The organism is Caldifermentibacillus hisashii, from assembly GCF_039654145.1.
GTDB lineage: Bacteria > Bacillota > Bacilli > Bacillales > Caldibacillaceae > Caldifermentibacillus > Caldifermentibacillus hisashii.
The window spans coordinates 2,556,601-2,582,878 of record NZ_CP155467.1; the positions used below are offsets into that span (position 1 = coordinate 2,556,601).

General features: G+C 37.6%; 25 protein-coding genes. 4 read left to right on the forward strand and 21 right to left on the reverse strand.

What is annotated here, in order from left to right; translation table 11 throughout:
- Nucleotides 1-60 precede the first annotated feature (60 nt).
- The 18 genes from mreD to NSQ14_RS12470 all read right to left on the reverse strand — a co-directional run bounded on the left by mreD (nucleotide 61) and on the right by NSQ14_RS12470 (nucleotide 18,186).
- Nucleotides 61-600, reverse strand: a complete 540-nt coding sequence (mreD, locus tag NSQ14_RS12385; protein WP_034771424.1) for a rod shape-determining protein MreD — start codon at nucleotides 598-600, stop codon at nucleotides 61-63.
- A 3-nt stretch (nucleotides 601-603) separates the two neighbouring features.
- Nucleotides 604-1,461 carry a rod shape-determining protein MreC gene (gene mreC, locus NSQ14_RS12390; protein WP_041844865.1) on the reverse strand — a complete coding sequence of 286 codons (858 nt, stop codon included), beginning with the start codon at nucleotides 1,459-1,461 and terminating at the stop codon, nucleotides 604-606.
- Nucleotides 1,462-1,857: 396 nt separating this feature from the next.
- A complete protein-coding gene (locus tag NSQ14_RS12395) occupies nucleotides 1,858-2,874 on the reverse strand; it encodes a rod shape-determining protein (RefSeq protein WP_034771430.1) in 1,017 nt (338 codons plus the stop codon).
- Nucleotides 2,875-3,085: 211 nt separating this feature from the next.
- Nucleotides 3,086-3,772: a RadC family protein gene (gene radC, locus NSQ14_RS12400; protein WP_095141478.1), complete on the reverse strand. Its 687-nt coding sequence runs from the start codon at nucleotides 3,770-3,772 to the stop codon at nucleotides 3,086-3,088.
- 252 nt (nucleotides 3,773-4,024) lie between these two features.
- Nucleotides 4,025-4,591, reverse strand: a complete 567-nt coding sequence (locus tag NSQ14_RS12405) for a Maf family protein (RefSeq protein ID WP_346216414.1) — start codon at nucleotides 4,589-4,591, stop codon at nucleotides 4,025-4,027.
- 542 nt (nucleotides 4,592-5,133) lie between these two features.
- Nucleotides 5,134-6,042: a hypothetical protein gene (locus NSQ14_RS12410; protein ID WP_328186506.1), complete on the reverse strand. Its 909-nt coding sequence runs from the start codon at nucleotides 6,040-6,042 to the stop codon at nucleotides 5,134-5,136.
- A gap of 293 nt (nucleotides 6,043-6,335) precedes the next feature.
- The gene (locus tag NSQ14_RS12415) at nucleotides 6,336-7,064 is read right to left on the reverse strand and encodes an amino acid ABC transporter ATP-binding protein (RefSeq protein ID WP_041844861.1); all 729 of its coding nucleotides are present in this window, start codon (nucleotides 7,062-7,064) and stop codon (nucleotides 6,336-6,338) included.
- Nucleotides 7,051-8,499, reverse strand: coding sequence for an amino acid ABC transporter substrate-binding protein/permease (locus NSQ14_RS12420; RefSeq protein ID WP_052514475.1), 1,449 nt, complete (start codon nucleotides 8,497-8,499; stop codon nucleotides 7,051-7,053). Before NSQ14_RS12420 ends, NSQ14_RS12415 begins: the two co-directional genes overlap by 14 nt.
- Nucleotides 8,500-8,950: 451 nt before the next feature.
- Nucleotides 8,951-9,706 (reverse strand): prepilin peptidase, encoded by a 756-nt coding sequence (locus NSQ14_RS12425; RefSeq protein WP_346216415.1) that lies wholly within the window; start codon nucleotides 9,704-9,706, stop codon nucleotides 8,951-8,953.
- A gap of 29 nt (nucleotides 9,707-9,735) precedes the next feature.
- Entirely contained in the window at nucleotides 9,736-10,539 is an 804-nt protein-coding gene (locus tag NSQ14_RS12430) for a hypothetical protein (protein ID WP_346216416.1), read from the reverse strand.
- Nucleotides 10,532-11,125 (reverse strand): PilN domain-containing protein, encoded by a 594-nt coding sequence (locus NSQ14_RS12435; RefSeq protein WP_346216417.1) that lies wholly within the window; start codon nucleotides 11,123-11,125, stop codon nucleotides 10,532-10,534. Before NSQ14_RS12435 ends, NSQ14_RS12430 begins: the two co-directional genes overlap by 8 nt.
- Complete coding sequence (gene pilM, locus NSQ14_RS12440) at nucleotides 11,122-12,123, reverse strand: type IV pilus biogenesis protein PilM (RefSeq protein WP_346216418.1); 1,002 nt, start codon at nucleotides 12,121-12,123, stop codon at nucleotides 11,122-11,124. The genes NSQ14_RS12435 and pilM overlap by 4 nt, the downstream gene beginning before the upstream one ends.
- 56 nt (nucleotides 12,124-12,179) lie before the next feature.
- On the reverse strand, nucleotides 12,180-12,644 hold the full coding sequence (locus NSQ14_RS12445; RefSeq protein ID WP_346216419.1) for a type II secretion system protein: 465 nt from the start codon (nucleotides 12,642-12,644) through the stop codon (nucleotides 12,180-12,182).
- 133 nt (nucleotides 12,645-12,777) lie between these two features.
- The gene (locus NSQ14_RS12450) at nucleotides 12,778-13,983 is read right to left on the reverse strand and encodes a type II secretion system F family protein (RefSeq protein ID WP_346216420.1); all 1,206 of its coding nucleotides are present in this window, start codon (nucleotides 13,981-13,983) and stop codon (nucleotides 12,778-12,780) included.
- Entirely contained in the window at nucleotides 13,970-15,022 is a 1,053-nt protein-coding gene (locus NSQ14_RS12455) for a type IV pilus twitching motility protein PilT (protein ID WP_269919793.1), read from the reverse strand. Before NSQ14_RS12455 ends, NSQ14_RS12450 begins: the two co-directional genes overlap by 14 nt.
- Nucleotides 15,023-15,033: 11 nt before the next feature.
- On the reverse strand, nucleotides 15,034-16,689 hold the full coding sequence (locus NSQ14_RS12460; protein WP_346216421.1) for a GspE/PulE family protein: 1,656 nt from the start codon (nucleotides 16,687-16,689) through the stop codon (nucleotides 15,034-15,036).
- Nucleotides 16,690-16,825: 136 nt separating this feature from the next.
- A complete protein-coding gene (locus NSQ14_RS12465) occupies nucleotides 16,826-17,362 on the reverse strand; it encodes a G5 domain-containing protein (RefSeq protein WP_346216422.1) in 537 nt (178 codons plus the stop codon).
- A complete protein-coding gene (locus NSQ14_RS12470; protein ID WP_346216423.1) occupies nucleotides 17,329-18,186 on the reverse strand; it encodes a hypothetical protein in 858 nt (285 codons plus the stop codon). The genes NSQ14_RS12465 and NSQ14_RS12470 overlap by 34 nt, the downstream gene beginning before the upstream one ends.
- A 490-nt stretch (nucleotides 18,187-18,676) precedes the next feature.
- On the opposite strand from NSQ14_RS12470, the gene NSQ14_RS12475 reads away from it, so the two are divergent.
- From NSQ14_RS12475 to NSQ14_RS12485, 3 genes are read left to right on the forward strand one after another with little or no spacing between them, the layout of a single operon-like run.
- Entirely contained in the window at nucleotides 18,677-19,117 is a 441-nt protein-coding gene (locus NSQ14_RS12475) for a prepilin-type N-terminal cleavage/methylation domain-containing protein (RefSeq protein ID WP_346207437.1), read from the forward strand.
- The gene (locus tag NSQ14_RS12480; RefSeq protein ID WP_216407259.1) at nucleotides 19,107-19,631 is read left to right on the forward strand and encodes a PulJ/GspJ family protein; all 525 of its coding nucleotides are present in this window, start codon (nucleotides 19,107-19,109) and stop codon (nucleotides 19,629-19,631) included. The genes NSQ14_RS12475 and NSQ14_RS12480 overlap by 11 nt, the downstream gene beginning before the upstream one ends.
- Nucleotides 19,615-21,465: a hypothetical protein gene (locus tag NSQ14_RS12485; RefSeq protein ID WP_346207438.1), complete on the forward strand. Its 1,851-nt coding sequence runs from the start codon at nucleotides 19,615-19,617 to the stop codon at nucleotides 21,463-21,465. Before NSQ14_RS12480 ends, NSQ14_RS12485 begins: the two co-directional genes overlap by 17 nt.
- 461 nt (nucleotides 21,466-21,926) lie before the next feature.
- Here the strand turns inward: NSQ14_RS12485 and NSQ14_RS12490 are convergent, their stop codons facing one another.
- The 3 genes from NSQ14_RS12490 to NSQ14_RS12500 all read right to left on the reverse strand — a co-directional run bounded on the left by NSQ14_RS12490 (nucleotide 21,927) and on the right by NSQ14_RS12500 (nucleotide 25,262).
- Nucleotides 21,927-22,910 (reverse strand): diguanylate cyclase, encoded by a 984-nt coding sequence (locus NSQ14_RS12490; RefSeq protein ID WP_346216424.1) that lies wholly within the window; start codon nucleotides 22,908-22,910, stop codon nucleotides 21,927-21,929.
- A 24-nt stretch (nucleotides 22,911-22,934) separates the two neighbouring features.
- The gene (locus NSQ14_RS12495) at nucleotides 22,935-23,645 is read right to left on the reverse strand and encodes a hypothetical protein (protein WP_346216425.1); all 711 of its coding nucleotides are present in this window, start codon (nucleotides 23,643-23,645) and stop codon (nucleotides 22,935-22,937) included.
- 342 nt (nucleotides 23,646-23,987) lie between these two features.
- Entirely contained in the window at nucleotides 23,988-25,262 is a 1,275-nt protein-coding gene (locus NSQ14_RS12500) for a folylpolyglutamate synthase/dihydrofolate synthase family protein (RefSeq protein ID WP_346216426.1), read from the reverse strand.
- 352 nt (nucleotides 25,263-25,614) lie between these two features.
- On the opposite strand from NSQ14_RS12500, the gene NSQ14_RS12505 reads away from it, so the two are divergent.
- A complete protein-coding gene (locus tag NSQ14_RS12505; RefSeq protein ID WP_346216427.1) occupies nucleotides 25,615-26,262 on the forward strand; it encodes a pre-toxin TG domain-containing protein in 648 nt (215 codons plus the stop codon).
- The last annotated feature ends 16 nt before the right edge of the window (nucleotides 26,263-26,278 follow it).

Consider the following 26,278-nt stretch of genomic DNA (forward strand, 5'->3'; position numbering starts at 1 on the left):
TTTCTGGAAGCGAGCGTACACGATTTGCAAAAATATATGTGAAACTCATCTTCAGAACCGTTATGATTGAAACATTCCCTCTTCTTCACTTCTGATTTTTCTTAATCGGGTAAAATACTTTTTCAGTGAATAGGAAAATAATATATAAAATGCCAGGTTTGCGCCTAAGGTCGGGAATAAGCGATGAAAAACAAAAAACTTTAGTGGCATATTGGCTATTTGTAAAATCGAAAAGACCCCATAAATCCCGAATTCGACAAGTGTGATCGCCAACAAGCTAACAAAAGCTACAATGAAAAGATTCGCATGCCAATTTTTCATTAATTTTGATACAAGATAAATCGTAACCGGGTACCAAAATAAATATATTCCCAAAATATCAATAAACACGATATCCATGACCAAACCCGTAATCAAGGCATAAATGAGACCTAACTTTTTATCATAATATATGGTTATAAAAATTAATAATAGAAAGAGAAAACGCGGGACAACAATCCAATATTGTGAAAACAGCCGGGTTGGAATAAAATTAACAAACTGACTTTCCACGCAAAAGAAAATAATCACAAGAACCGGAATCCACCATTGCTTTCTCATGACTCATTCCCCCGATTCTTCCGAAGCTGTCATTTCTCTCTCAACGACAATGACGTTTTCAAGGTTATAAAAATTCGCGGCTGGTTTCACATAAGCTGTTTGTGTCAATCCGTATTGATCAGGTTCTACCTTTTCAATTTTTCCAATGTATAATCCCTTAGGAAAAACATTTGCTAAACCGGATGTAATCACATCCATGCCCTTTTCGACTTTTTCTTCTGCCGGGATTTGTTTAATAATCAACTGCTGCTTTTCAACATCAAATCCCTCAATTAAACCGTAAATATCATGTTCGCCTTGAATAGCGACGTGGGTTCGGTTTGTCCGATCTACGGTAGAAAGTAATTGAACAGTAGAAGTTATCTTTCCGACACTTTTAATTTTTCCGATCATTCCATTAGCAGTTATAACAGCCATATCTTTTTTTATTCCTTGTACTTCACCTTTGTCGATTGTTAACGTTTCTTGCCAACGATCTTGATCACGGGCAATAACCGAAGCATGATGGATAGTAAAAGAGGCCAAATCTTTTTCCTTATCAATCAAGGCTTTAAGCTCCGCGTTTTCTTTTTCTAACCGATCCGCTTTCACTTTAATTTGGGCGTACTCATCCAATCTTTCTTTTAAAATTTTATTTTCTTCATAGGTTTGCAGCAAATCTCGAATATTTTCGACGAGGTTTGAAACAAGATGAGCAGGCTTTGCAAAAACCATCTGGGCAAAGCCTGCTGTATCTTTGACAAATTGTTCCGGCCACGATAATTGATCCCGTTCTCTTAATGAAAAACCAATCAATGCCACAAGGATAATAATCCCTGAAAGTAAAATGATAAGACGCTTATTCTTAAAAAATTGTGGCATGATTTACACCTCTTTAACTAATGGCTGATTCTTATATGTTGTTACTTGCACTTTACCGCATGAAGTCGCGAAAGCAATTGACTTTAACGACTGCTGATTCTTATATGTTATTGCAATGAACGACAACATTGAACAAATTATGTAGAAGGTAACGAGACCACTGATAAGTTTACCTTACACAATATTGAGTAGGATAAACACACTAAACCAACGAGAAATTCCTTGACAGCCTATCCCGATATCTACTCTCCCATATCTAAGGCCAGGTGGCTAAGCAAACAAGAAAGAAACTCGTGTTCAGCTAATTTTTGTCTTTTTCAGTGACCTCGAATTTGTTGAAAATCCAATTTTTTAAAAACTGAAGTATAAACATTGTTTTACAAAGGATTCTTACATTTACCCTCTTACTTTATTTTTAAATAAATCAATATGTTCCAGAGCTTTACCGGTTCCGATAGCTACACAATCGAGCGGATTTTCGGCAATTAAAACAGGCATATTTGTTTCGTTGGCAATGACTCGGTCCAAGTTTCTGAGTAATGCTCCACCACCTGTAAGGACAATGCCACGATCCATAATATCTGCTGCCAATTCAGGCGGAGTTTTTTCCAACGTATTTTTGACCGCTTCAACAATCGCAAATACCGTATCTTTTAGGGCTTCGGCAATTTCTTCAGGCGTTACTTCAATGGTTTTTGGCAAACCGGTTAATAAATCACGCCCGCGAATTTCCATATTACCAATTCCCTCAGGCATACCGGCCGATCCAACTTCCATCTTAATCGTTTCAGCAGTCCGATCCCCAATCATCAAATTATAATTTTTCCGAATATAGGTAATAATGGAATCGTCCATTTCATCACCGGCAATACGAATCGATTGACTCGTAACAATACCACCTAAAGAAATAATTGCAACCTCTGTTGTTCCGCCACCAATATCAACCACCATACTGCCGGTTGGTTCCCAAACAGGGAGATCAGCACCAATGGCAGCTGCAAACGGTTCTTCAATCGTATATGCGTCCCGTGCCCCGGCTTGACGAGTTGCATCGATGACAGCACGTTCTTCAACCGCAGTAATTCCGGACGGTACACATACCATGACATACGGTTTTCTGCCAAATCCACCTTTATTTTTCAAAGCTTGATTAATAAAATATTTCATCATTTTTGCTGTTGTTTCATAATCTGCAATAACCCCGTCTTTCATCGGACGGAGGGCAACAACATTTCCAGGTGTACGACCGATCATATTTTTCGCATCATTTCCGACCGCAACAATTTGCTTTGTATCCGTCTGATATGCTACAACGGACGGTTCTCTCAATACGACACCTTTTCCACGGATGTAGACAAGTGTATTCGCTGTTCCTAAGTCAATTCCTAAATCTTTTGAACCAATTCCAAACATGGTTGTATCTCCCTTTCTCATACATTCTCTTGTTCATCATGTTGTATATAAACAGCACGTTTTTATCGTTTGTCAAATATTGTCATTTTATTGACCAATTTTCGTTTCTTAACTTTTTCGCTAAATAAGGGTTCGTTCGTTTTTTTAAAAACAAAAAAATCATACGTATTATTATATCTCATTGTGCAAAAAAATAATAGTAGTAATTGGCTTATAAATATCCTTTTTCTTTTAAACTGACATATCGTTTGTCACCGATAATAATATGATCGAGTACATCCACCCCTAAAATTCTACCACATTCGACAAGTCGCCTGGTAACCTCAATATCTTCCCGGCTTGGTTCGGGATTTCCGGATGGATGATTATGAAGGCAAATCATCGAGGCGGCTGAACGTCGGAATGCTTCTTTAAACAGTTCACGCGGGTGGACAATGGAAGCATTTAAACTTCCTATAAAAATGGTTTGTTTGTGAATCACTTCATTCTTGGTGTTAAGGAATAAACATACGAAATGCTCCTGAGTTAAGAAGCGCATTTCTTCCATGACATAGTTTGCGCCGTCTTCAGGAGAACGGATGACGTAACGTTCTTCATTTTTCATATTGGCAATTCGTTTTCCAAGTTCGATTGCGGCCAATAATTGGATGGCTTTTGCTTCACCGACTCCCTTTATTTTCGTCAATTCTTCCAGTGAGGCATTCATCAGCATTCGTAATCCTTGAAATTCTTTTATAAGCCGTTGTGCCAATTGGAGAACCGATTCATTTTTTGTTCCCGTTCGTAAAATAATTGCCAAAAGTTCTTGATTTGAAAGACTACTCGGTCCGTGATGGATAAATCTTTCGCGCGGCCGCTCTTCTTTCGGAAAATCTTTAATTAATAATTGTTGCGTAATAACTATCTCCTCCTATTCATTTTTTGGGGAAAAGTCACCGAAAGTTTTCCTAAAAATGGATTAGCGTCTTACACAAAAATCTTACGGGCATGTTAAAGAGGGGCATCGTTATTTTATCGCTGAACGGCTGAATTTTCATATGACTTTATGCCAGTTTGGGCGCCTCACTAACGGCTGATTTCTATATGACTTTATGCCAGTCCGTGTTCCCTCACAAACTGCTTATTTTCACAAGATGATCTAGGCTTGTCCTTAGATCGGATAACCCATCTTTTTCAATGCCCGATACAGTTTTGCCACCGGTAGACCAACAACAGAATAGAAATCACCATGAATCGATTTCACCAAGATCGCCCCATATCCTTGGATCCCGTAACTCCCCGCTTTATCTAAAGGCTCTCCTGTACGAATGTATCGTTCGATTTCCACTTCCGCCAATTCCCAAAATGAAACCTCTGTCTTTTCATAAAAAATTTCTTTTTCGTTCCCATGTAAAATGCATGTACCTGTAAAAACAGCATGTGTATTGCCAGATAACATCATTAACATCTGCTTAGCATCATCGCGATCGGCTGGTTTTCCTAAAATCCGGTCATTATAAACAACGATTGTATCTGCCCCGATAACAAATGCATCATGATTTTCCTTTGCAACTGTTTGCGCCTTTCGTTCAGCCAATGTCATAACAATTTCTTCAGGAGGCATATTACAATCGACCGATTCATCTGCATTGCTTGTTATAATCTCAAAGGATGCTCGTAAAGATTGGAGGATTTTCTGCCTACGCGGTGATGACGAAGCTAAAATGAGGCGTGCCATATTTTCACCTTCCTGTTTAAGATCTGTACGAGGGGGAGATACAAAATAATACTATCAAACGATACTTTTATACTCAACGACATAAAAATTAATTTTCACTTACAAAAAATCCATTTTCGACATCCTTTTCTGACATAAAACATCATTTTGAAACGAAAAAGACATCAAAAATGTGCTTTTGTTATATTTTATCTATAGGTTTGCACAAAGTCCACCTTTCCCTACTATGTGTAAGATGAATCGTCTCTTTATGTATACCCCTTCCCTACTGTGTGGGGGATGAATCGGGGTTTGGATCGATGTCTCTTTAACTACCACTGTCCCTCCTCAAAAATCGACATTTGGGTAGATAATCGACTTTAATCCCCTTCCCCACTATGTGCGGAATGGGTCGATTATTTGACGGTTGCCAAATAATTCCAATAAAAATAGCGGCTTCACACTCCGACTAAAAAGAGGCGACCTGGATCCGCCTCTACGAATTGGCCGTTGAAAATAATAGCAATCCACCACTCCGAACGAAAGCTAAGTGGTGGAATGTTTTAAAATAAGTAATAGCTTGAAACAAAAGTCAATAAATATTGCTGTAGTTTTTGCCAATTCTCGATGTTTCGATCTTTCAAATATCCATTCAATGCCTCATACGCATGAATTAAATTTTTCTGTAATTCTTGGACCGGCTTTTTTTGTAACTTTTTGAAGTTTTTCATCTTGTCAATTTCACTTGTCAATTCATCCATATTGATGTTTTGACCATCTTGTAAATATGCTTTTGTTCCCTCTACTACTAGTTTTTCATATATTGGATAAGCTGATTCTAAAAATGTTTTTTCATCGCCCGTTAAATGCTGGATCACTTTTTCATTCATTTCTAATTTCGTTGGCCATGTTTCAGTGAAAGTATTTTTATAAAATTCGGTTTCCCTCATTTGTTTGCCTGTCTCGAGTGTTTCTGTTACAGCAATGAAAACACGTATATTGTCCCCGGTATTTATGGAAGCAACCGGTTGATTTTCCTTTTTATAATCTTGAATGATTTTATCCACCGATTCTTGACTCTTGTATGCCCCTTGTTGCAAAATATACAAACTCACTGCGGGTAAAATTACCTGCTCATTACCGGCTGTTGTTGTACCATTGTTCGCTGGAACCGTTTGAGAGCCTTGCCCGTTTCCATTTGCGTCTTTTGTCATAAATTGTAATAAGATAATTCCAATTAAGATTCCTATTACAATGGCGGAGGTGGAAGAAATAATGATAGCCGGATGGTTCCTTCCTTTTGGGAGTGCAGGCCTTTTTTTCTTTTTATTTTTTAACAGCGGAATCGCTCGTTCTTCCGTTGCCGCAACTTCCCTTTTCGTTTTCCAATCATGAATGATCAATTCCTCTTTAAATTCTTTATCTTCACCATTTATTTTTATTTTAATTTGATTTTTATTTTCCTCATCCACTATATGTACCTCCCAGCTTGCTAGATTTGTAGAATACTTCATTAGCTGCACAATTTAGAAGAGTTCCCTCCTATCCTATCATATGATTTTTAAAAAATAACAAGACTTTTGTCGTTTCATATGGAAAGGTGTTCGTGGAATTTCGACAATTTTGGTGATGCTGTTGAATTGGGGGGACTGGTGAATTCCGACAAAAGGACAACAGTTGAAGAAAAGTAATTCCAAAAAAGCTACTGCATTAACGATGGAATTGCTAAAAAGGAACTAGTAATTAACCAGTTCCTTCCTTTTTCTTACAACACTTTATTCAAAAAGTCTTTTGTCCGTTCGTTTTGTGGGTTTCCGAAGATTTCTTCCGGGGTTCCTTGTTCGATAATGTATCCTCCGTCCATAAAAATGACCCGGTCGGCTACTTCTCTTGCAAATCCCATCTCATGCGTGACAATGACCATCGTCATACCTTCTTCGGCCAATTGTTTCATAACGGCCAGCACTTCACCGACCATTTCCGGGTCGAGTGCACTTGTCGGCTCATCGAACAGCATGATATCAGGTTTCATGGCTAGGGCACGTGCGATGGCTACCCTTTGCTTTTGCCCGCCTGATAATTGATCCGGTTTTACCTCTGCTTTATCCTTTAATCCAACCCGCTCCAAAAGTTTCAACGCCGCTTCCTTTGCCTCTTCCTTCGTTGCTTTTTTCAATTCAACAGGTGCTAACGTAATATTTTCCAATACCGTTAAATGGGGAAACAAATTAAAATGTTGGAACACCATCCCGATATTTTCTCTAACTTTATTAATATCTATATTTTTATCTGTTAAGTTAACACCATGGACAATAACTTCCCCTTCTGTCACTTCTTCCAATAAATTTAAACAGCGAAGAAATGTACTTTTTCCGGATCCGGATGGTCCAATGATACAAATAACTTCACCTTCATGGACATCTAAACTAATCGACTTTAACACTTCTAAGTCGCCAAAGTTTTTCTTCAAATTCTTTACACTAATTTTCTCCATGTTTAATCCTCCTTTCCAAATGATTCGATACTTTCGTTAAGATCATTATAATAATAAAGTAAATAATACCGACGATTAACCACATTTGGAAAGATTCCAAATTTCTTGCAATAATAATTTTCCCGCTTTGTGTCAATTCATTAATTCCGATAATGGAAAGAATCGAAGTATCCTTTAATGTGATGACGAATTGGTTAATAAAGGATGGAATCATGATCCGAATCGCTTGTGGCAAAACAACTTTCGACATGGCTTTTCGATATGGAAGTCCTAAACTGCGGGAAGCTTCCATTTGTCCTTTATCGACCGACTGAATACCACCGCGAACAATTTCAGCAATATACGCACCGGCATTTAAACTTAACGTAATAATCCCGGCAACAACTGCGGTAATTCGAATGTCTAGCGCTGCAGGAACTCCAAAATAAATAAAGAATGCTTGAACAAGTAATGGTGTGCCGCGGAAAATATCTACATAGATCGTTGCAATAGCACGCAAAAGTTTCTTATTTGACACTTGGAATAAACCGAAAATAACTCCAAGGATGGTGGCTGCAACTAATGAAACAACTGTTAAGATGATTGTCATTTTTAGACCGGACATTAAACTTGGAAAACTTTCCTTTAATAATCCGAAGAAACCTGAATCAGCCTCTTCATCACCCGTTTCTAAATACTTGTCCAATATTTTTTGATATTCACCGGATGCTTTTAAGTTGGATAATCCGTCATTAAACATTTGCAGCAGTTCGGCATTTTCCCCTTTTGCCACAGCAAATCCATATGAACTACCAGACTCTTTATCTGTTACGATTTTTAACCCGTTCCCTTGTTTAACCCCATAAGCCAAAACCGGATAATCATCAAAACAGGCGATGGAATTTCCTGTTTTTACATCTTCATACATATTGGCAGAATCATCAAATGTAACGACTTTAAATCCGTATTTATCTTGGATACTTTGGGCAAAAGCAGCTCCCTCGGTACCGGTTTTTACGGCAACTCGCTCACCTTTTAAATCTTCATAAGATGAAACCTTGTTATTGTCCTCATCAACGGCCATAATGACGCCGGAATCAAAATACGGATCCGAGAAATCGAATTTCAGTTTACGCTCATCTGTAATACTCATCCCGGCAATAACCGCATCCACTTGTTTTGCTTCTAAAGCTTGGACTGCTGCATTAAAACCAAGTGGCCTCACTTGATATTTAAATCCTTGATCTTCGGCAATAGCCTTTAGTAAGTCCATATCAATTCCGACAAAATCACCATTCTCATCTTGGAATTCAAATGGAGCAAAGGTGACATCGGTCGCAATGATATAAGTTTTTTCCTCTGCTTTTGCGTTAGAAAATGGTAAAACCAGCGAAATAATGGTAAATAAGGTAAAAATTGAAATAAGCAGTTTGGAAACAATTTTTCTTTTATTCATTCACTTTTACTCCTTTTAGTTATATTAAATAATATTTTATCAGAATTAGAAAATGATAGTTAATATTTTAACATAACTATTTATTTTATTTTAAAATAAATTGTGGAATATTTTTATAGGGAAATGCATATATTGGTCGGAAATTTAGGAAGTGTACCACCGGAAAATGAGCATTTAGTTAAAAAATTCTTATCTTGATACAATCATTCAATTTGATAATATTATATTAAAAAAAGAAGCCAAGATCAGTCAACTATAAATCAATGGAAGTTTGGAATCATCGAATGAATGGGGGTGGAAAAATAAGGAACTCATTCCAATATGTACCGAATTCCTCTTTATTTTGAAAACATTCAAAAATGGAACCCCCTTACCTCATGTACCGAATTCTTTAAATTTAAAAAACAAAAATGGAACCCGTTCCCCCAAGCCCGGATTCCCATCTACCATACTAGAAAAACATACCCAAATACCATTGAATCAATGAATCTGTATAAAAATAGGCGATGATTGCACCGAAGCTGATGAACGGACCAAAAGGTATCGGGATTCGTTTTTGGTATCCTTTTACCAAAATAAAGCATAATCCAAATATGGCTCCGACTAATGAGGCAAGGAAAAGTGTCATCAGCGTGGCTTTTGTTCCGAGAACGAGACCTAAGACAAAAAATAACTTAATATCTCCGCCGCCCATTCCACCACGACTAACGACTGCCAATAAATAAAGAATCCCAAAACCGAGTACGGCCGCTAATCCAGCATCCCACCATGGTGAAAGCGGATAAATCATCCGTAAAATGAGAAATACAATCAAGAAAAACAACAGAACTTTATCAGAAATAATCATATAGGCAATATCAGAAACTGTGATAATGACGAGCAGTGAACACAGTAAAACGGCAATTACTGTTTCAAACGTCCAGCCAAATTGATGAAAGGAGAAAGCAAATAATATGCCGGTAACAAGCTCCATAACCGGATAAATGGGAGAGATTCGAGCTTTACAAACCCGGCACCTTCCCCGTAAAAAAATATACGAAAGCACGGGTATATTTTCATACCAAGACAGTTCATGATGACATTTTGTACAATGAGAATTTGGGTAAACGATCGACTCTTTTTTCGGAATACGAAGTCCGACCACATTGAAAAACGAACCAAAAACTAAGCCAAATATAAAGAAAAACAAAGTGATGATTTCATTCATGGCAAATTCCTCTTCAAAGATCATTTCGATTATTTAACACCATTATAATAAAAAGTAGTGATTTGCACATCTGCCGTGACAGCTTGATTACCATCTTTTTCATATAAAAGCTCTCGTTCAGCCGGTTTTGTAAAAGTCAGCGTATCGACACGAGTAATCCGTTCCAGTTTTTCCAATTCCTGTAAAAATAGTTGAAAATGCTCAAAATCAGGTGACGCTACGGATAGATTTATCGTAATTAATTTTACATTTGTTGGTAAATTAGTTACAGTTTCATTCGTCGCTTGTTCATTCTCATCATTCGTATCGGATCCATTATCCTCACTGTTTTTATCCTCTGTCACTTGTTCATCCGATTGATTTTTATCTGTTTCATTCGTTCCCGGATCGTCTGTACTATCTGTTAATTCATCATTATTATTTGTGTCATCCGCAGTCGCTTCGTCCGTACCATCTGTTGTTTCATTATTGTTATATGTACCATCCGCTTCCGTAAGTCCGCCATCATAATTATTAAAGTTAATCGAGGCAATTTGACTGCCGCTTACCATTTCTATCTCTTGCAATGACAAGATCAGTTCATCTAATTGACGGGATAACGGCATCTTTTTTTCCAGTTTTGCTGTATTTTCCGGCTGATCACTTTCATTTTGGTTTAACCGATTTTCCAAGGCCTCTACTTCTGTTTCCAGTTGCTTCACATTTTGTTCAGCAGCATTTGCGTCATCTTTTAACGGCATAATCAAATAAAAATATAGTAACCCTAAAAGTAGAAATAAAATAATACCAATAAAAAGGATGATTTTCCGTTTTTCTTGAAAAAAATCACTCATCAGCTTCACCCCCGGCCGGCAAAAGGGACGCCAGATTAATAACAATGCTCATGCTTACGTCATATCTCGGCATTTCTTTAAAATTTACCGCTTCCGTATTATCTTCTGACTCTTCCAAAGAAAAAGCAGAAATACTGTCCACTTTCACATCGGTAAAAAATTTTGTTCCATTTAACTTTGACACGTAACTGGCTACCATATCCAATGATTCAAATTGTGTTTGGATTGTCACATTATTGCCATCGTAGGAATAGTTACTAAGGTAGCTTTTGTCGTTTGGCAATAAATGAATTAACTCTTTAATGACGTTTGAAGTCGGAACAGTGTATTTTTCAACATAGGCTACAGCTTCCGGGTAGCCCACTTCATTTGTTGCATCTTCCGTTTGCTTTTCTAGTCCCGCCTTTTGAGCTGTCAACATTTCCTCTCTTGATTGGAAAACAGCAATATCCCCTTTTATTTGGAAATATTGGATAACCATAAAGATAAGGAGGAAAACCCATATTATTAAAATGGCAAGCACGATGAACATAGATCGTTGACTCACCCGGTCTTTTTCCGGTAATAAATTAATTTCTGGAATCACTTCACTTCCCCCTTTAATGCAAGTCCCAGCGCAGGGATAAATACCCTATTCACTTTATCTGTTTTTGCTGGTGAAAGATATGCCTCCAGAATTTCTACCGGAATCGGGACACTGGCAGCAATTTTTTTCACAATAATATCAAGTCGCGGAAAGTCACCAAGTAAGATTATTTTTGAAACGGATTTTTCCCCTTTATGTAACGAGTAACGATAAAAATTCATCATTCTTTCTAGCTCAATCATTTGGTCATCTAACAAACCGTAAAAGACTTCTTCGTCTCCATTAAAAATCCACTTTAATGAACTATCTTTCTGAACATCACAACGCCAATCTTTTAACGATATTTCCAAGTCTAAAAATCTTAAAAACTCCGGACGATTCTCTGAAAAAATACTAATCATAATCGAATTCAAATTAAGTTCAAAAAAGAGAATCGCAGTCTCTTCGTCAAAATGATTTTGCATGGAACGATAATAGCGGTAAACCCCGATGGAACGGATATCGGCGACGACCGGTTTCAAGCCGGCATCTTCAAATATCGCTGTATATTTGTTTAATTCCTCTTCCGGTACGGCAAAAAGCAAACCTTCCCTCTGACTGTTGGAAGGATCTGCCTGTGGTAAAGGATACACGTCAAAGATTGGATTATCAAACGGCAAATACAAGGTCCGTCCGAGTTCCATATAAAAATGACCTTTGACATCTTCATCATTCAATTGAGCCGAAAATTCCACCTTTTTCATGATCATAAGAGAATCCGGGACATAAAAACGGACACTGCGATGCTTGATCCCCCAATCTTGGACGACATCCTTTAAAAATGCGTAAAACTCCATTTCATCAAGAACCCGCCCATGCTCAAGCAGTCCATCTGGAATGGCTTTTTCCTTCAAGTTTTTCACTTTTGTCAAACCACCGCCCGGATAATCTACCATCCGAATAGCATAATCATCGATGACGAAATTGATAGATTTTTTGGTTGAAAATATACTGAGCATGGGTGGACCTCCTTGTAAAAAATATAATAATTTAAAATATAAGTGACTCTAAAATATTACCTATTTGTCCCTTCCAATGCATTATTTAATTGGGTCGCAGTAATAGTTGTTACTTTTTCAGTATCAGCATCTGTAAGACCATATTTTTTTTGCTTTTTCATATTTTTTAGATCATCGTAGGTTATACTCCAACTTTTATCCTCAACGATGTAAACTACTTTATCACCAATTGCTAATGTCGCACCTTCAACATAAGGTTCTAAAACATCTTTATTAAAAGTAATCTCAGTTTTAGAATTATTTATAGCCTTTGTACCTTCACCGTTCGCATAAGCAACTTTTGCAGCTGATAAAACTGTTTGTGCATCAGCTAATATTGCTTTGTCCCTAGAATCGTTAATTACATTCCCAATCATCGGTATTGCAATCGCGGCAATAATACCCAAGATAACCAAGACAGCTAATAATTCGACCAACGTCATCCCTTTTTGATTTTTTAATAACTTCATACGTTTTTGCATTTTATTTCCCTCCTATTTTTTCATTTTTACTTTTATTCAGTGCAAACTCTCTCCCACCTCATTTAGTCCGGCGACCACCTCCCTAGAGTTTCTTCTTTTATTGAGTAATTTACAAACTAATAAACTTTTAAATTTACACTTGCTGATAAATTGTAAACATTGGGACCATGATGGATAGAATAATCGTTCCTACGACGACAGCTAAAAGGATAATCATGACCGGTTCGATTAATGATTTCAATGTATCGACCGAGCGATCGACTTCTGCTTCATAGAAATCGGCAATTTTCTCCAACATAAAGTCGAGTGAGCCGGTTTCTTCACCGATGGCCACCATTTGCGTAACCAATGGAGGAATCACCCAGCTTTTTTCCAACGGTTCGGAAAGCTTATTCCCTTTTTCCAAACTGTCCCGTGCCTCTAACACAATTTTTCCAATGACCGGGTTATTCACGACTTTTTCAACAATCGTCAACGCTTGCAAGATTGGGACGGAACTGGAAAATAACGATGCGAGCGTTCGTGACATTCGGGCAATAGCTGATTTTTGCAATAGTTTCCCAAAAATTGGTGCTTTTAACATGGCAACATGGACTCCATAATGAAAAGCCTTATTTTGTCTCATCATAAAAGCAAATAGAAACCCAATTGCCAGAACGATTAAAATCACAAGCCACCATAATTTTTGAACGACGTTACTGACACCGAGCATAAATTTTGTAATTGCAGGCAGCTCTGCGTCAAATTGGGAAAACATAGCCGTGAAATTCGGAATAATCGTAACCATTAAAAAGATAACTACAGCAATAATGACAATAATTAATGTAATCGGATAAGCCATGGTCGACTGGACTTTTTTCTTTAAGTCATATTGTTTTTCCAAATAAGTAGCCAGTCGATCCAAGGATTCATCTAAGTTACCGGTTGCTTCCCCGGCACGCACCATATTAACAAAAATTTGCGGAAAGACTTTTGGATATTTTCCCGCTGCATCCGAAAACGGAATCCCGGAACGAATATCTTCCTCAATGGCCATCAACACTTTTTTCAATGCTTTGCTTTCGGTTTGCTTCGCTAAAATATTGGTTGAATCCACGATGGAAACGCCAGTCCGAATCAATGTAGCAAATTGGCGACAATAGATGACGAAATCCTGCTGTTTCACTTGTTGTCCAATGGTGATTTCCTTATTTAATACACCTTTTGCTTCCGTTAATTCCCGTGGGCTGATTCCTTGTTCCCGCAATTTATTAATTGCCTGTGTTTTGTTAATTGCGTCAACCGTTCCCCGCTTCAATTTCCCTTCTTTTGACCGGCCGACATATTTATAAATAGCCATTTGTATCACCTGTATTTAAATATGGGGCGGCAATTTCATAACTGATTGTTCCGTTCTTTACTAAACTTTGAATCGACATCTCAAGCGTATGCATTCCTTGGGCTCGGCTCGTTTGTAAAACATTTTGGATTTGATGAATTTTTTCATTACGAATTAAGTTGGCAACCGATGGTGTATTTATTAAAATTTCCGTTGCAGCCACCCGACCGCCACCTTCGCGAACCGGAAACAAACGCTGGGAAATAATCCCTTGTAACACATTGGATACTTGGAGTCGAATTTGCCGCTGTTGATGAGGCGGAAATACATCAATAATCCGGTCAATCGTTTGGGCGGCACTGGACGTATGTAATGTTGCGAGTACTAAATGCCCGGTTTCTGCAGCAGTTATGGCCGTCGATATCGTCTCCAAATCCCGCATTTCCCCGACAAGAATAATATCGGGGTCTTGCCGCAGTGACGCCCGAAGCCCATTGGCAAAACTTTTCGTATCTGTGCCTACTTCCCGCTGATTAATAATTGATTTGATATGTTGATGCACATATTCAATCGGGTCTTCCAATGTAATAATGTGTTTGGCAAAATTATGATTAATATAGTTAATCATTGCTGCAAGTGTTGTCGATTTCCCGGAACCGGTCGGACCGGTAACTAATATTAAACCTTGTGGCTTGTCCATTAAGCTTTCCAATATTTTTGGCAAGTTTAAATCGGCAATTGTCGGAATCGTTGCCGGAATCGCCCTAATTGCGATACTAATACTATTTCTTTGATGATATGCGTTAAGCCTAAACCGGGACTTTCCTTCCAATTCATAGTTAAAGTCGACTTCACCCTGTTCAATAAAATGGTCCCAGAGCGACTCCGGAATAAGGTCTCTCGCCATATTTTCGGTATCAACCCGCGATAACGGGTAACCGCCTGCCGGACGTAATTCTCCGTCTATGCGCAAAATCGGCGGGGAATTCACAATGATATGAAGGTCTGATGCCTGTTCTTCGTACGCTTTTTCCAATAATGCTCTTATGTTTGTTGTCATTGTCATCCCCCCTATTCCAATACAGCTACCCGTAAAATTTCTTCCGTCGTTGTTACTCCTTCTTTTACTTTCTTCAACCCGTCATCAATTAAAAATTCCATTCCTTTTTTCCGGACATAGTCACGAATTTCCGTGGTCGATGCTGTTTTTAAAATCAAGCGTCGAATTGTTTCATCAATCGGCAATACTTCATGAATCGCCATCCGCCCGCGATAACCGGTCATATTGCAGCTTGGACAACCGCGCCCCCGCCGAACCGTTTCGATGGTTAACCCGCGACCGGTAAAAATTTGTTGTTCCCGCTCCGTCGCAGGAACGGTTTGTCCGCAATCCCGACAAACACGACGAACAAGACGCTGTGCGACGACCCCCAGTATGGAAGAAGAAATTAAAAACGGTTCAATGCCCATATCGACCAGGCGAGAAAGAGCTTCAATTGAACTATTTGTATGAAGCGTGCTTAATACTAAGTGCCCGGTCAATGATGCACGGGTAGCGACTTCTGCCGTTTCGGTATCTCGAATTTCTCCAATCATCACAATATCCGGGTCTTGTCGTAAAATCGACCGCAAACCATTTGCAAAAGTAAGACCAATATTTTCATTGACTTGAACTTGGTTGACACCTTCCATCTGGTATTCAACCGGATCCTCTACCGTAATAATGTTCACATCTTCGGAATTTAACTCGTTCAATGTTGCATATAAAGTTGATGATTTTCCCGAACCGGTCGGACCGGTAATTAAAATGATTCCATTCGGTCGTTTCAGCATATCCGTGAATTTTTCCAAATTTGTTTCTGAAAATCCGATTTTATCAATCCGATTCAAGGTATTGGATAAGTCGAGTAACCGCATTACGATCTTTTCCCCGTAAATGGTGGGCAAACTCGAAACACGAATATCGACCGGTCTAAAATTGATTGTTGTTTTAATTCGACCATCTTGAGGCAAGCGAGTTTCCGTAATATTTAAATTCGCCATAATTTTAATCCGGGCAACAATGACGTTTTGCATATGTTTTGGCAAAGATCGCTCTGTTCGTAAAATCCCGTCAACCCGATAACGGACGCGCAATTCAGTTTCCTGCGGGTCAAAATGGATATCGCTTGCTCGTTGCACGAGAGCATTGTCAATGATTTGGTTGACGAGACGAACAACCGGTGAATCATCATCGGCCACTCTTGTTTCATCCAATGTTTCACTTGTTGCAATTTCTCCCATGACTTCTTCCATTGATTCCTGCAGGTCGTAATATTTTGTTATGGTCCGAAATAATTCATCTTTTGTCGCAATCGCCGGTTCAATATGATAACCGGTCGCCATCCGCAGTTCTTCAATGGCAAAATAGTCCATCGGGTCTGCCATCGCCACTAATAATTTATTTTTGTCACGACGAATGGGCATCGCATAATGTCTTTTGGCCAGTTCTTTCGGGACCAGTTGAATTACATCCGGATCAATCGGATATTGAAAAATATTGATATGAGGAATCCCAAGTTGGAACTCTAAAACTTCAATCAATTGCTGTTCGGTAATATATCCTTCCCGAAGTAAGGCATCCCCTAATTTTTCGTCTACCGATTTTCTTCTAAGGGTACTGTTTAATTGCTCCTCTGAAATCAATCCGGATTCGACAAGTAGATCACCTAATCTTTTTCTTGCCAACGGGTCCACCTCCTGTTTTTGAAACGATTATTTTTTATTCTGGGAGAAAAAGCACATCAAGGTCACAACCCTTTCATGCAAGGAATCCGAGCTACGTAGATTTGGGACAAACTCAGTGCCGGCTAAAATTTTCCATCTATTTTACAACATTCGGTTGCTCATAGATTGAATCATCTGTTGTTGCCGCAGAATTAGCGTCATTGCTATCAGTAGCATTCATTGTATTTCCCGGGCCGGTTGTTGTGTTCGGTGTTTGGTCAGTCGGGACTGTCCCGTCTTCAGTAGGCGTACTTGCTTCACCCGTCCCCGCGTTCTCGCCGGTTTCCGTACCATCACCGGTTTCCTCAACAGCAGGTGCGAGAAGCAAAATTTCCGGTGTTGGTAAATAAAAATCTTTGCTGATCAACTCTTTATCAATCTTTTCTCCGGTTGAAGAAACAGTAATTCGATATACTTCGACCCGTTTCCCTTTCTGTCCCGGTTGCAGCACCTGCCTGTGACCCGGTTGCAAATTTTTGTTATATCGGTTGATTGTTCGATAATTAACATCAAGACTATTTTCAATACTGTAGCGATATGTATTCTCCGGCTTTTTGGACCGTAAACCCATTTTCAACACATTTCCCGTTTGTTCTGCTGTCACGCGAATCTCATTCGGCCCCGGGTTATACACAATGAAATCCTTTTTTTCGTTTTTGCTACCTTTGCCTCAATCCCCGGCTCTGAATAGCTTGGAATGATTCCTTGTGAATGTCGTTCAACAAATTCTACATTTGTTTGTAAAAGAAGGGCATATAGCATAGATACGACAAAATTTCCTTCCGCTTCACTATAGTAACTTACCTTGTCGGCAATCGATTCAAGATAAGAAAAAGATGAATTAGCAGGAATGGAAATCCTGTTTAATTCCTCAAGCAGTTCATCCATAAACAGATAATCACTCGGTATTTCCCAAGAAGTTTCCGCAATTGCTACTTCCGCATCGTTCTGATTGGAAGAAACTGCCGTTATTTTATGCTGGCCAAGATAAGAAATCGTGTTTTCTATTAATTGAACGGTTTTTTTAACATCGATCGAGTTTCCAAATTTATCAAGCAGTTCATCAGTAACATCAACACTCACAGTAAGTGGCAATTGTTGCGGTTCAGACTTCGTAAAAAAGGCGTACCATGGCTTATCAATTTGATTTGTCATTTCCTTTACAGAGGCTTTTACATCAAATTTGATATTCTTATATGGGATGACTACGGAATCATTCGCCGCCTGTACGATAAAATCTCCTTCATTTTTCCAACGTTCAATTGCTGACAATAATAAGGAAACCGCCTCATCTTCCGTTTTTTCTCCCACATCAATTCCGCCGATGGATGATCCTTTCGGGAATGTGGTGGCTGCATAAGCAAAATGATTTGAACCGACTTCATAAAAACCAAATGAAAAAATAAAAATACCAATAAGCAAAACGTAAAGTCCCTTTTTCCTTTTCACCCTACCCATCACGAAACCACCTTACCCTGAATATTTAAAATTTATATGCCAAATGTCATGTATAACAGTTTATTCATACACAAAGTTCTTTTTACCTATATCAGACAAATGTCATGTTATATGGTTGATTCAGATAGAAATTTAGTTTTTCTATTCGTTATATTCGCAAAAAAGACCAGTTTGCCCTGAATTTTTGAAATTTATGAGTATATTGTCATATTTTAGTAGTCTAATTTTCCTAATTTAGGTATTATATAAATAGTACAATTATTGTCTAATATTATTTTAACCTAATAATTAATATAAATAAATTGGTAAATTTGGCAAAAACTTGAACATATAATTTGAATTTAACTTAATTTTAATGTTTTCGATAACAAACCGCAACACTTTTTGGGAAAATAGAACTATAACAGATACTAATACAATTTTACTATAAAAGAATGGAGTAAAAATTGATACAAATTACAAACAAAATTATTTCGGGGAGGTTGTCCCTGTGGGGAAACGTTTTTCCAATAAACAAGGATTTACTTTAGTGGAAGTCATCGTGTCAATTACGATTCTATCAATCATTATTTTAACTTTCTCAAGTATTTTCTTATTTACAAATAATACAGCGAATCGAAACAACGAAAAACTTGTTGCGGTTCATTTGGCAAAAGCAACGTTGGAAAGTGTAAAAGGAAATCCATCTTATTATTTTGTGTTAACCGAAACCGGCATTACCCCTGCAGAAGGATTTCAAATTGAGGATGACGGCTCAATAAAAATACCTCAAATCATTAATGATAAGGACTATGAAGTTAGAATTAAACCAAGCCGAGACAACGATCAAAAAGATTTAAGCCTTGTTCATGTATTAGTCGAGACAAAACTACTCGATTCAAATACACCGATTATGTCGAAAGTGGAAGGATATGTTAATTATGCAGAATAAATTCATCCACTCAAATAAAGGGTTAACATTAGTCGAACTTTTAGCGACGCTTACGATTTTGTCATTTATAGGAATCGTTATATATTCTGTATTATTTAATGGGATTCGCTCCTACGAAAGAACAATGGAAGAAACAAAATTGAGAGATGAAGCTGATTATATTATGGCTAATTTTATAGATGAGTTTTTTACTTTAAAGGTGAGTGACATTGATATAAAACAACTCCCCAATGAAACGAATAATTTATCCTATATTACAATCAAAAAAGGGACCGAGGAAAAACAATTAGGATTTAAAGATGGCAAAGTCGTTTTAATAAATAAAGAGTTAGAACCACTAGATTCGAATGTAGAGTTATCTAATGAATCGAAAATAATAGCAACAAGTGAGTCTGAGTATATGGTTGCACTTGTTCTACAGACAAAAGACACAAAACGTAAACTGGAGTTGACAAGTATATTTAACATTCTTGATGATCGAAAGGAGGTTAACCAAAATGCGATTAACAAATAATGAAAAAGGCTACTCCCTTCTATTAACGATGTTTGTCTTCATCCTTTTTACAGTACTCGCCATGGCGCTATTAACAGCAACTTTGACAGGATCGAAGCGAAATCAAACAAGTGAACACAATATCCAAGCACAAGAATTGGCAATGATGGGCATTGACCATTTGACGAATCAAATTAATAAGGACTTGAAGAAAGGACTTGGCGAAAACGGGCTTACGCAGGATCAATTTAAGTCAATATTAGAAACTACTCTCAATGATTACAAATCCGGTATTACAAGAAGTACAGGAGAAACGGGTTCTTATGAGGCAAAAATAACTAATATTGATTCAGTTAAGGATAATTCACTAAAAAAGCGCACAACTATCGTCAGTACCGGAATAGCTGACGGAAAGAAAAAATCAATAACAACAAAAGTCGTATTTGGAGCACAGTCGACACTTGACACTTTGAAATATACTGTTGGTGCATATAAATCAGATGAACTTTCTAAGAAATGTAATACAAATAGCAAATATTGTGTTAAAGGGGAAGGAAACTTGTTCTTACATGGAGGTGTATCGATTAAAGGCGATTTCAAAGTTGATGGAAATATAATTACTACTGACAGGGGCTATGCATATATAAGAGGTCAACAGTGGATTCCATCAGTATTGCCAACTGCTTCCCCTGTTGAGGGACAAAAAGCATCTCATATTGTTTTGAAAGGTAATGTATATACTTTTGATCATAATCCTGATTACGACAAACATATTGAAACGACCAATTTTAATCAAGGAACTACTGTTAAAGAAAAGGTTTGTACCGGATTCTGGATTTTTCAAAAATGTAAATATGTTGAAAAAACAACTGACAGTAAATACGTAAATACAACCGGCGACCTTTCAAAAGCTTTTTTCGGGACAATACCGGTCATTACACAGAGAGAACCAGTTCGGGATGATATTCAGATTGAAAACCAAAAAAATGTTTTTTATTTCCCAGAGGGCCCTAGTGTCACATATGCTCAAACTTCAGATTCGGGTAATGTTAAAACTTTTTACAATGAATTGAATTTTAAAAATACTTATGTCTACCCACAATATAAAGTCATAGGATATACTTCAACAAATGAAGATTTTGAGTTTACAGGTAACAATTACTTTGGAAATTTTGCAACAAAAAGAGATCTATATATTCGCGGCTCAAAATCAAACTATAAAGAAACGAAATTTGAAAATGGTGCGTATATAGGAGGAAATTTAATCATTGGAAATACTAATATAACAGAAAAGAATGATCCGAGTGATTTTGATAAAATAAAATTAGATGGTCCCATATTTGTTGAAGGAAACGTGACAATTCACGGTGTAAATGGCCAATTTAATACGATTATGTATGTAAAGAAAGATGTAACTATTGAGTATTCAGTAATTAATGGGTTAAACAACACAGGCTCTTTAATTATTTTTGCGGGGGGAGATATTAAAATAGTGAATAACAGTGTCTACCAAGACAATCCCAGTAATATAAAGGGTTTCTTTTATTCTGAAGGAGCACTAGAGATGTTCGGAGTCGGGTCGAATATTAAAATTGAAGGCGGTGTTTCTGCTCGACGAATTGTTTTAAATGCCATTCGAGGTAAAGCAAGTAAAACTTCATTTAGTGGTTCAAAAAAAGTAGATGACGACTATTATGAAGGACAGGCTAGTCAACTGAATCTGCCACCAGAAAAATCTCGCCTTCAAATCATTTATGATCCAAACATTATGAACACATATGCCGATTTAAAATCAAGGGAACCTATGGTGATAAGCGTCGATCCACCTCAAATAACAGAAAGAAAATTAGAATAAGGATATTTTACTTTATTAATAATAAAATCCACTATGCTTTCATAACATTAGTGGATTTCATTTATTCATTCCCGGTTTATGAAATAAAAATATTAGGTAAGTCGTCTTGCTAATCTTTATGAATACTTCATATGTAAGCAGGAGCGTTCCGGTAGTTAAGAGCGACGCAAATTTTGATAAGTTTTTTTACATGGTCACAAATTTTATACCTCTACCTTCTACTACAGCTCTACAGCTCCTGTTTTTTTTTCGAAGCTGCAATGGATTTTTTCTAAAAAGATTATGCAACAGATACAACTTAATCCATATGTACCAATAGCTCACTTTAATTGCAAAACTTTTCATAAAAGCTTGCCAGTCTCATCTTTTTATAAATAGCTACAATATCCGTTTTACTTAAATCTTTTGTCTCACTATTTACACGTTCCCATTTTTTAAAATAGGAATAATTTTGTTTCACCTCACCCCACATACTCCGCCACTTTATTCCTCCCTACTCTTTTTGCTCCAAGATAGAGGGCTCGGTCGGCATAACGAATTAAGCTGATGGCGTTATCGGTATCCGCCGGGGCTGAAGCGACGCCAATACTTACTGTAATTTTTGTCGATATTGTTTTTCGTTCATCTGCTAAATTATCGTGCATATAAAAAGAAAAGTTTTCAATCGTTTGACGAATCGATTCACCCATTTGAATGGCTTCTTCTTTTTTAACATCCGGTAAAATTATAATAAACTCTTCACCGCCATAGCGAGTGAGCGTCCCTCGATTTCCAACAATTTCCCTGAGAAGATCACTCATTTGAATAAGGATTTCATTCCCGCTTTGGTGTCCATACTGATCATTGATTGATTTGAAATAATCAATATCGAGCATCAATAAAGAAATACATTTAATTTTGCCGGTATGCAAAAGGTTGAATCCATCTCGTAATTTCCTTCTGCACACTCTGGCATTATATAGTTTGGTTAACGGATCTCGCTCACTTTCCTTTTTCGTTTGTTCATAATGTCGTGCATTTTCCAGTGCCACTGCCAAATATGAACAAAGAATATCGAGAATCATTAAGTGGTATTTTTGATATTCTACCTTAATTTGCGTTCCAAGGAAGAGTACTCCTGAAACAGCATTGTTTTTTATGATTGGGACAACAAGCACACTCTCCATCTCATCGGGAATTCCCTCGGTGTTGATGTTTTTCCACTGTTGTTTATCCCGATAAAATGCGAACTGTCCGGTCGCCCATACTTGTCCGATGATACCCACGCCTTTTTTTATTAGAGAAAATTTTCGCGTTATAAATTTTCCGTTTTCATAACATCGAACTGCTTGTAAACGGTCATCATTCATATCGTCGAAAATGTACAAATAATCAGCAGGAAACATATTTAATAGATGGTCGATAAATGTGTTCAATACTTCTTCAAACTTTAGCCGTTCGGTCAAACGATGACCAGTTTCAACGGCCTTTTATAAATATTGATTAATTTCCTTACTCGTATTATATTTTAACAAAATTAGTTGTGTACTAATGATCGGGGCACCTACCAGCAGAAAACTTGACACACCGACTAAATCATATAAAAAGAACAAAGTAATACCTACCGGAAAGGCGATTAGATGTATAAGCCCTTCCCAAAGAAATGCTTTTGTTATTAATGGTTTCCTTGTTTTATACAAAAAAGAAAATGCACCGGTGAAAAGGATTTGATTGATTATGAAATAAGAAGCCATATATAGCCCTGCCAGCACGACAAAATTTATCGTTAAATTTCCTGCTTGAACATGCTCTCCACCGAAAATGTAATAGATAGCACCGCTTACCAAAGATACGATCATAAACATGATAGAATTCAGAGGAAAGTTATACCGCTTTTCTTTTGGTAAACGTAATCTTAACAAGACGATAAAGGTAATAATTTGAGCCAATATTACTTCAGCAAATAATCCGTACTTTAGAAAAACAAACAAAGTTAACCATTGTGTAACTGAAAAAGGAATTTGATTTACGACGATCGGTATCAAAGCTACGATGCAGGAAAGACCAGTCGTGACTAAAAAATCAAAATGATGATAGAAGTGCGTAGGGGGTGAAATTTTATATGCGGTCCATAATCCTATCGGGAAAACGGCAAACCAAGCAACCCATATAAAAATTTGAGTTCTTCTATCTACAACCATTCTATCTCCCCCTCCTTTTGGCATGGGCATTTTTACCTATTATTATAATATAAAAATATTTTATTTAAAGCAAAATTTATGAACATTTTAGCAAACAAGTGACTGCTTGTCGTTGCGATACTATTGAAAATTCCAAAAGGTTAATCGTCAAACACGATATCTGGTTTTAGGCGGTTCACTTTTGCTGTACAGTGGCCTTGCCGTTGCACTGGATTATTCGCTCGTGAAATCTTCTTCGTTATGATCGGACCAACGACCAATAGAAGAGGGGCAACGATACCCCTCAATCATTTTTAATGTAAAAAAAGAACTGTGTCTGGCTCCGAATACTTATCGCTTTTCTTATAATACCTTCTTTACTTCTTTGATGAAATAAAGAGAACCGCATATGACAAGAAGTTCATCAGCTTGCAATTGTTTTTCTTTTATAAATTTTGGCCAATCCAATACAATTTCTTTTTGAGAAGCATTTGAGAGATCATATAAGTTCTCCGCCTTTGTTGCTCGATGATGGTCAAATTCAGTAAAGTACAAATGATAGTTTTGTTCATCTAGTACGTGAATCATTTTTTTCAAAGGTTTGTCTCTCAGTGCAGAAAATAACACATGAATTTTTTTATCCGAAAAATGACGCTGTAAAGTTGCAACTAATGATTCGATTCCTTCCCGATTGTGAGCACCATCAAGAATCACTTGTCCACGTATTTCAAATCTTCCCGGCCAAAATGCCGTTTGTAATCCGGTTTGAAGATGTTCGTTTTCGATATACAATGCATAAAATTGTTTTAAATATTCTGCTGCCATTACAGCCAATGTCGCATTTTCAATTTGGTGCTTCCCTAACATCGAAATGGAAAGTTCAGTATATGTTTGGTAAGGCGTTTTTACCGAAAATTGCTCACCGGTTTTCGTTGTGCCAAGATCTTTATAAGTAAATTCGCGTCCCAGTTGATATACGGTGGTCCGTTTCGCTTTTACCGTATCTTCAAAAATATGAAAGAGCTCTGGATCAGTCACTGCGGTGATGACCGGGGCACCGTTTTTTATAATTCCTGCTTTTTCTTTGGCAATTTCAGTCAGTGTATTGCCAAGGATATTCATATGATCATAGCCAATATTGGTGATGATAGAAAGAAACGGATGAATAATATTTGTGGCATCTTTTCGCCCGCCTAGTCCGACTTCAATGATTGTTATATCAACTTTATGTAATTTACCAAAATAATAGATTGCAATAGCGGTAAGCAGTTCAAATTCTGACGGATAGCCAAGCTCTGTTTGGGCTAATTCATCAGCTAGCGGTTTAATGGAGTTTGCTGCTTTTATCAAATCAGCTTCCGGGATAGGTTGGCCATTAATACTAATCCGCTCCAAAAAAGATTCAATATAAGGGGATGTATATGTCCCTACTTCATAACCCGCCGTTTGTAAAATGGAACGAAGGAATGAAACGGTTGACCCCTTTCCGTTTGTTCCGCCTATATGTATCGCCCGTACAGTTCGCTCCGGATGATCCAGTTTTTCCATTAACCACTGCATCCGCTCCAGTCCTGGTTTTATTCCTTGATTCAGTTGACGATTAATCCAATTGATAACTTCTTCACTTGTTTGAAACATTGATTTCCACTCCCCTGTTGTAACAATTTTATTTATGCATTCCCGCTGTAAGGAATAAGATGTACATGGATTGAAGGATTTGCATGATGTTTCCAATTCCTATTCCAGTCAAAACAACCGTGTCAATCTTTCCTTCCTCTGTTATTTTGTCTATTTTCCTTCCAGACTAATTTTACTAGTTTTTGGATTGAACGGTCCTTCGATTGGCTTTTTGCCATTTATAGAAACTTCTTTTTTTATTATACCAGATTGTATAAAATTCCAGCAGAAATGCGAATTCGGCATTGTGATAAATTTTAAGATTAAGTATATGTACATAGGAAGAACTTCGAGATTATAGGCTACGTAGTTGGTGAACTACGGCCTTTTACTGGAACTCGTCGGATGGAACGACGCAAAACGGATAGTCAGTGAATATGATCCGGTTACCGGTGAGAAGCTTTCTTTTGGCGACCGTCTACTTGCGGGAGGTTTTCTGGCTCTCTCGTTACTTCCCCCGGCAAAAGCAGTAGGGGTTGGCGGGAAAACGTTGATAAAAGGTGCCGATGCAGGAATCCCAGCCCTTGCTAAAACTCCGGGAGTGCTCAAGAAAATTCGAAATGTCTTAGATCCAAAGAAATTCCAGCAAGCCTTTCGCTCCGTGTATGATCAGGTAGTAAACGCGCCAATTGCCCTAACCAAGGTCTGGTTTGATACAATAAAGAAGAAGATTGGAGAAATTCGACTTCCGCAAATAACACAAGAAGTTTATGCAGGAATCGGTGCAGCTGAAAGAACCGTTAAGGATGCGTTTAGTGATGCAAAGGACCTAATCCAACGAATCAAAAATACCAAACTAGATGAGTTGGATGTTGGTGAGGCAGGTGGGGCTACTAAGAGTACGGGTAAATTCGGGGCAGACAATATTGCATTGCATGCTAAATACAAGGAAGTTCTTAAAGCTACTGAATCAGCAAATCCACTAATTGATAGTTTAAAACAAACTGGAAAATTACCTTAAAATTATGTTAATAAGG

Bases quoted from the DNA above. Each gene is read 5' to 3' on its own strand.
- mreD (WP_034771424.1), bottom strand. From the start codon at position 600: ATGAGAAAGCAATGGTGGATTCCGGTTCTTGTGATTATTTTCTTTTGC.
- mreC (WP_041844865.1), bottom strand. From the start codon at position 1,461: ATGCCACAATTTTTTAAGAATAAGCGTCTTATCATTTTACTTTCAGGG.
- NSQ14_RS12395 (WP_034771430.1), bottom strand. From the start codon at position 2,874: ATGTTTGGAATTGGTTCAAAAGATTTAGGAATTGACTTAGGAACAGCG.
- NSQ14_RS12405 (WP_346216414.1), bottom strand. From the start codon at position 4,591: ATGGCACGCCTCATTTTAGCTTCGTCATCACCGCGTAGGCAGAAAATC.
- NSQ14_RS12415 (WP_041844861.1), bottom strand. From the start codon at position 7,064: ATGGAGAAAATTAGTGTAAAGAATTTGAAGAAAAACTTTGGCGACTTA.
- NSQ14_RS12420 (WP_052514475.1), bottom strand. From the start codon at position 8,499: ATGAATAAAAGAAAAATTGTTTCCAAACTGCTTATTTCAATTTTTACC.
- NSQ14_RS12425 (WP_346216415.1), bottom strand. From the start codon at position 9,706: ATGAATGAAATCATCACTTTGTTTTTCTTTATATTTGGCTTAGTTTTT.
- NSQ14_RS12430 (WP_346216416.1), bottom strand. From the start codon at position 10,539: ATGAGTGATTTTTTTCAAGAAAAACGGAAAATCATCCTTTTTATTGGT.
- pilM (WP_346216418.1), bottom strand. From the start codon at position 12,123: ATGCTCAGTATATTTTCAACCAAAAAATCTATCAATTTCGTCATCGAT.
- NSQ14_RS12445 (WP_346216419.1), bottom strand. From the start codon at position 12,644: ATGCAAAAACGTATGAAGTTATTAAAAAATCAAAAAGGGATGACGTTG.
- NSQ14_RS12450 (WP_346216420.1), bottom strand. From the start codon at position 13,983: ATGGCTATTTATAAATATGTCGGCCGGTCAAAAGAAGGGAAATTGAAG.
- NSQ14_RS12455 (WP_269919793.1), bottom strand. From the start codon at position 15,022: ATGACAACAAACATAAGAGCATTATTGGAAAAAGCGTACGAAGAACAG.
- NSQ14_RS12470 (WP_346216423.1), bottom strand. From the start codon at position 18,186: ATGGGTAGGGTGAAAAGGAAAAAGGGACTTTACGTTTTGCTTATTGGT.
- NSQ14_RS12480 (WP_216407259.1), top strand. From the start codon at position 19,107: ATGCAGAATAAATTCATCCACTCAAATAAAGGGTTAACATTAGTCGAA.
- NSQ14_RS12485 (WP_346207438.1), top strand. From the start codon at position 19,615: ATGCGATTAACAAATAATGAAAAAGGCTACTCCCTTCTATTAACGATG.
- NSQ14_RS12495 (WP_346216425.1), bottom strand. From the start codon at position 23,645: ATGGTTGTAGATAGAAGAACTCAAATTTTTATATGGGTTGCTTGGTTT.
- NSQ14_RS12500 (WP_346216426.1), bottom strand. From the start codon at position 25,262: ATGTTTCAAACAAGTGAAGAAGTTATCAATTGGATTAATCGTCAACTG.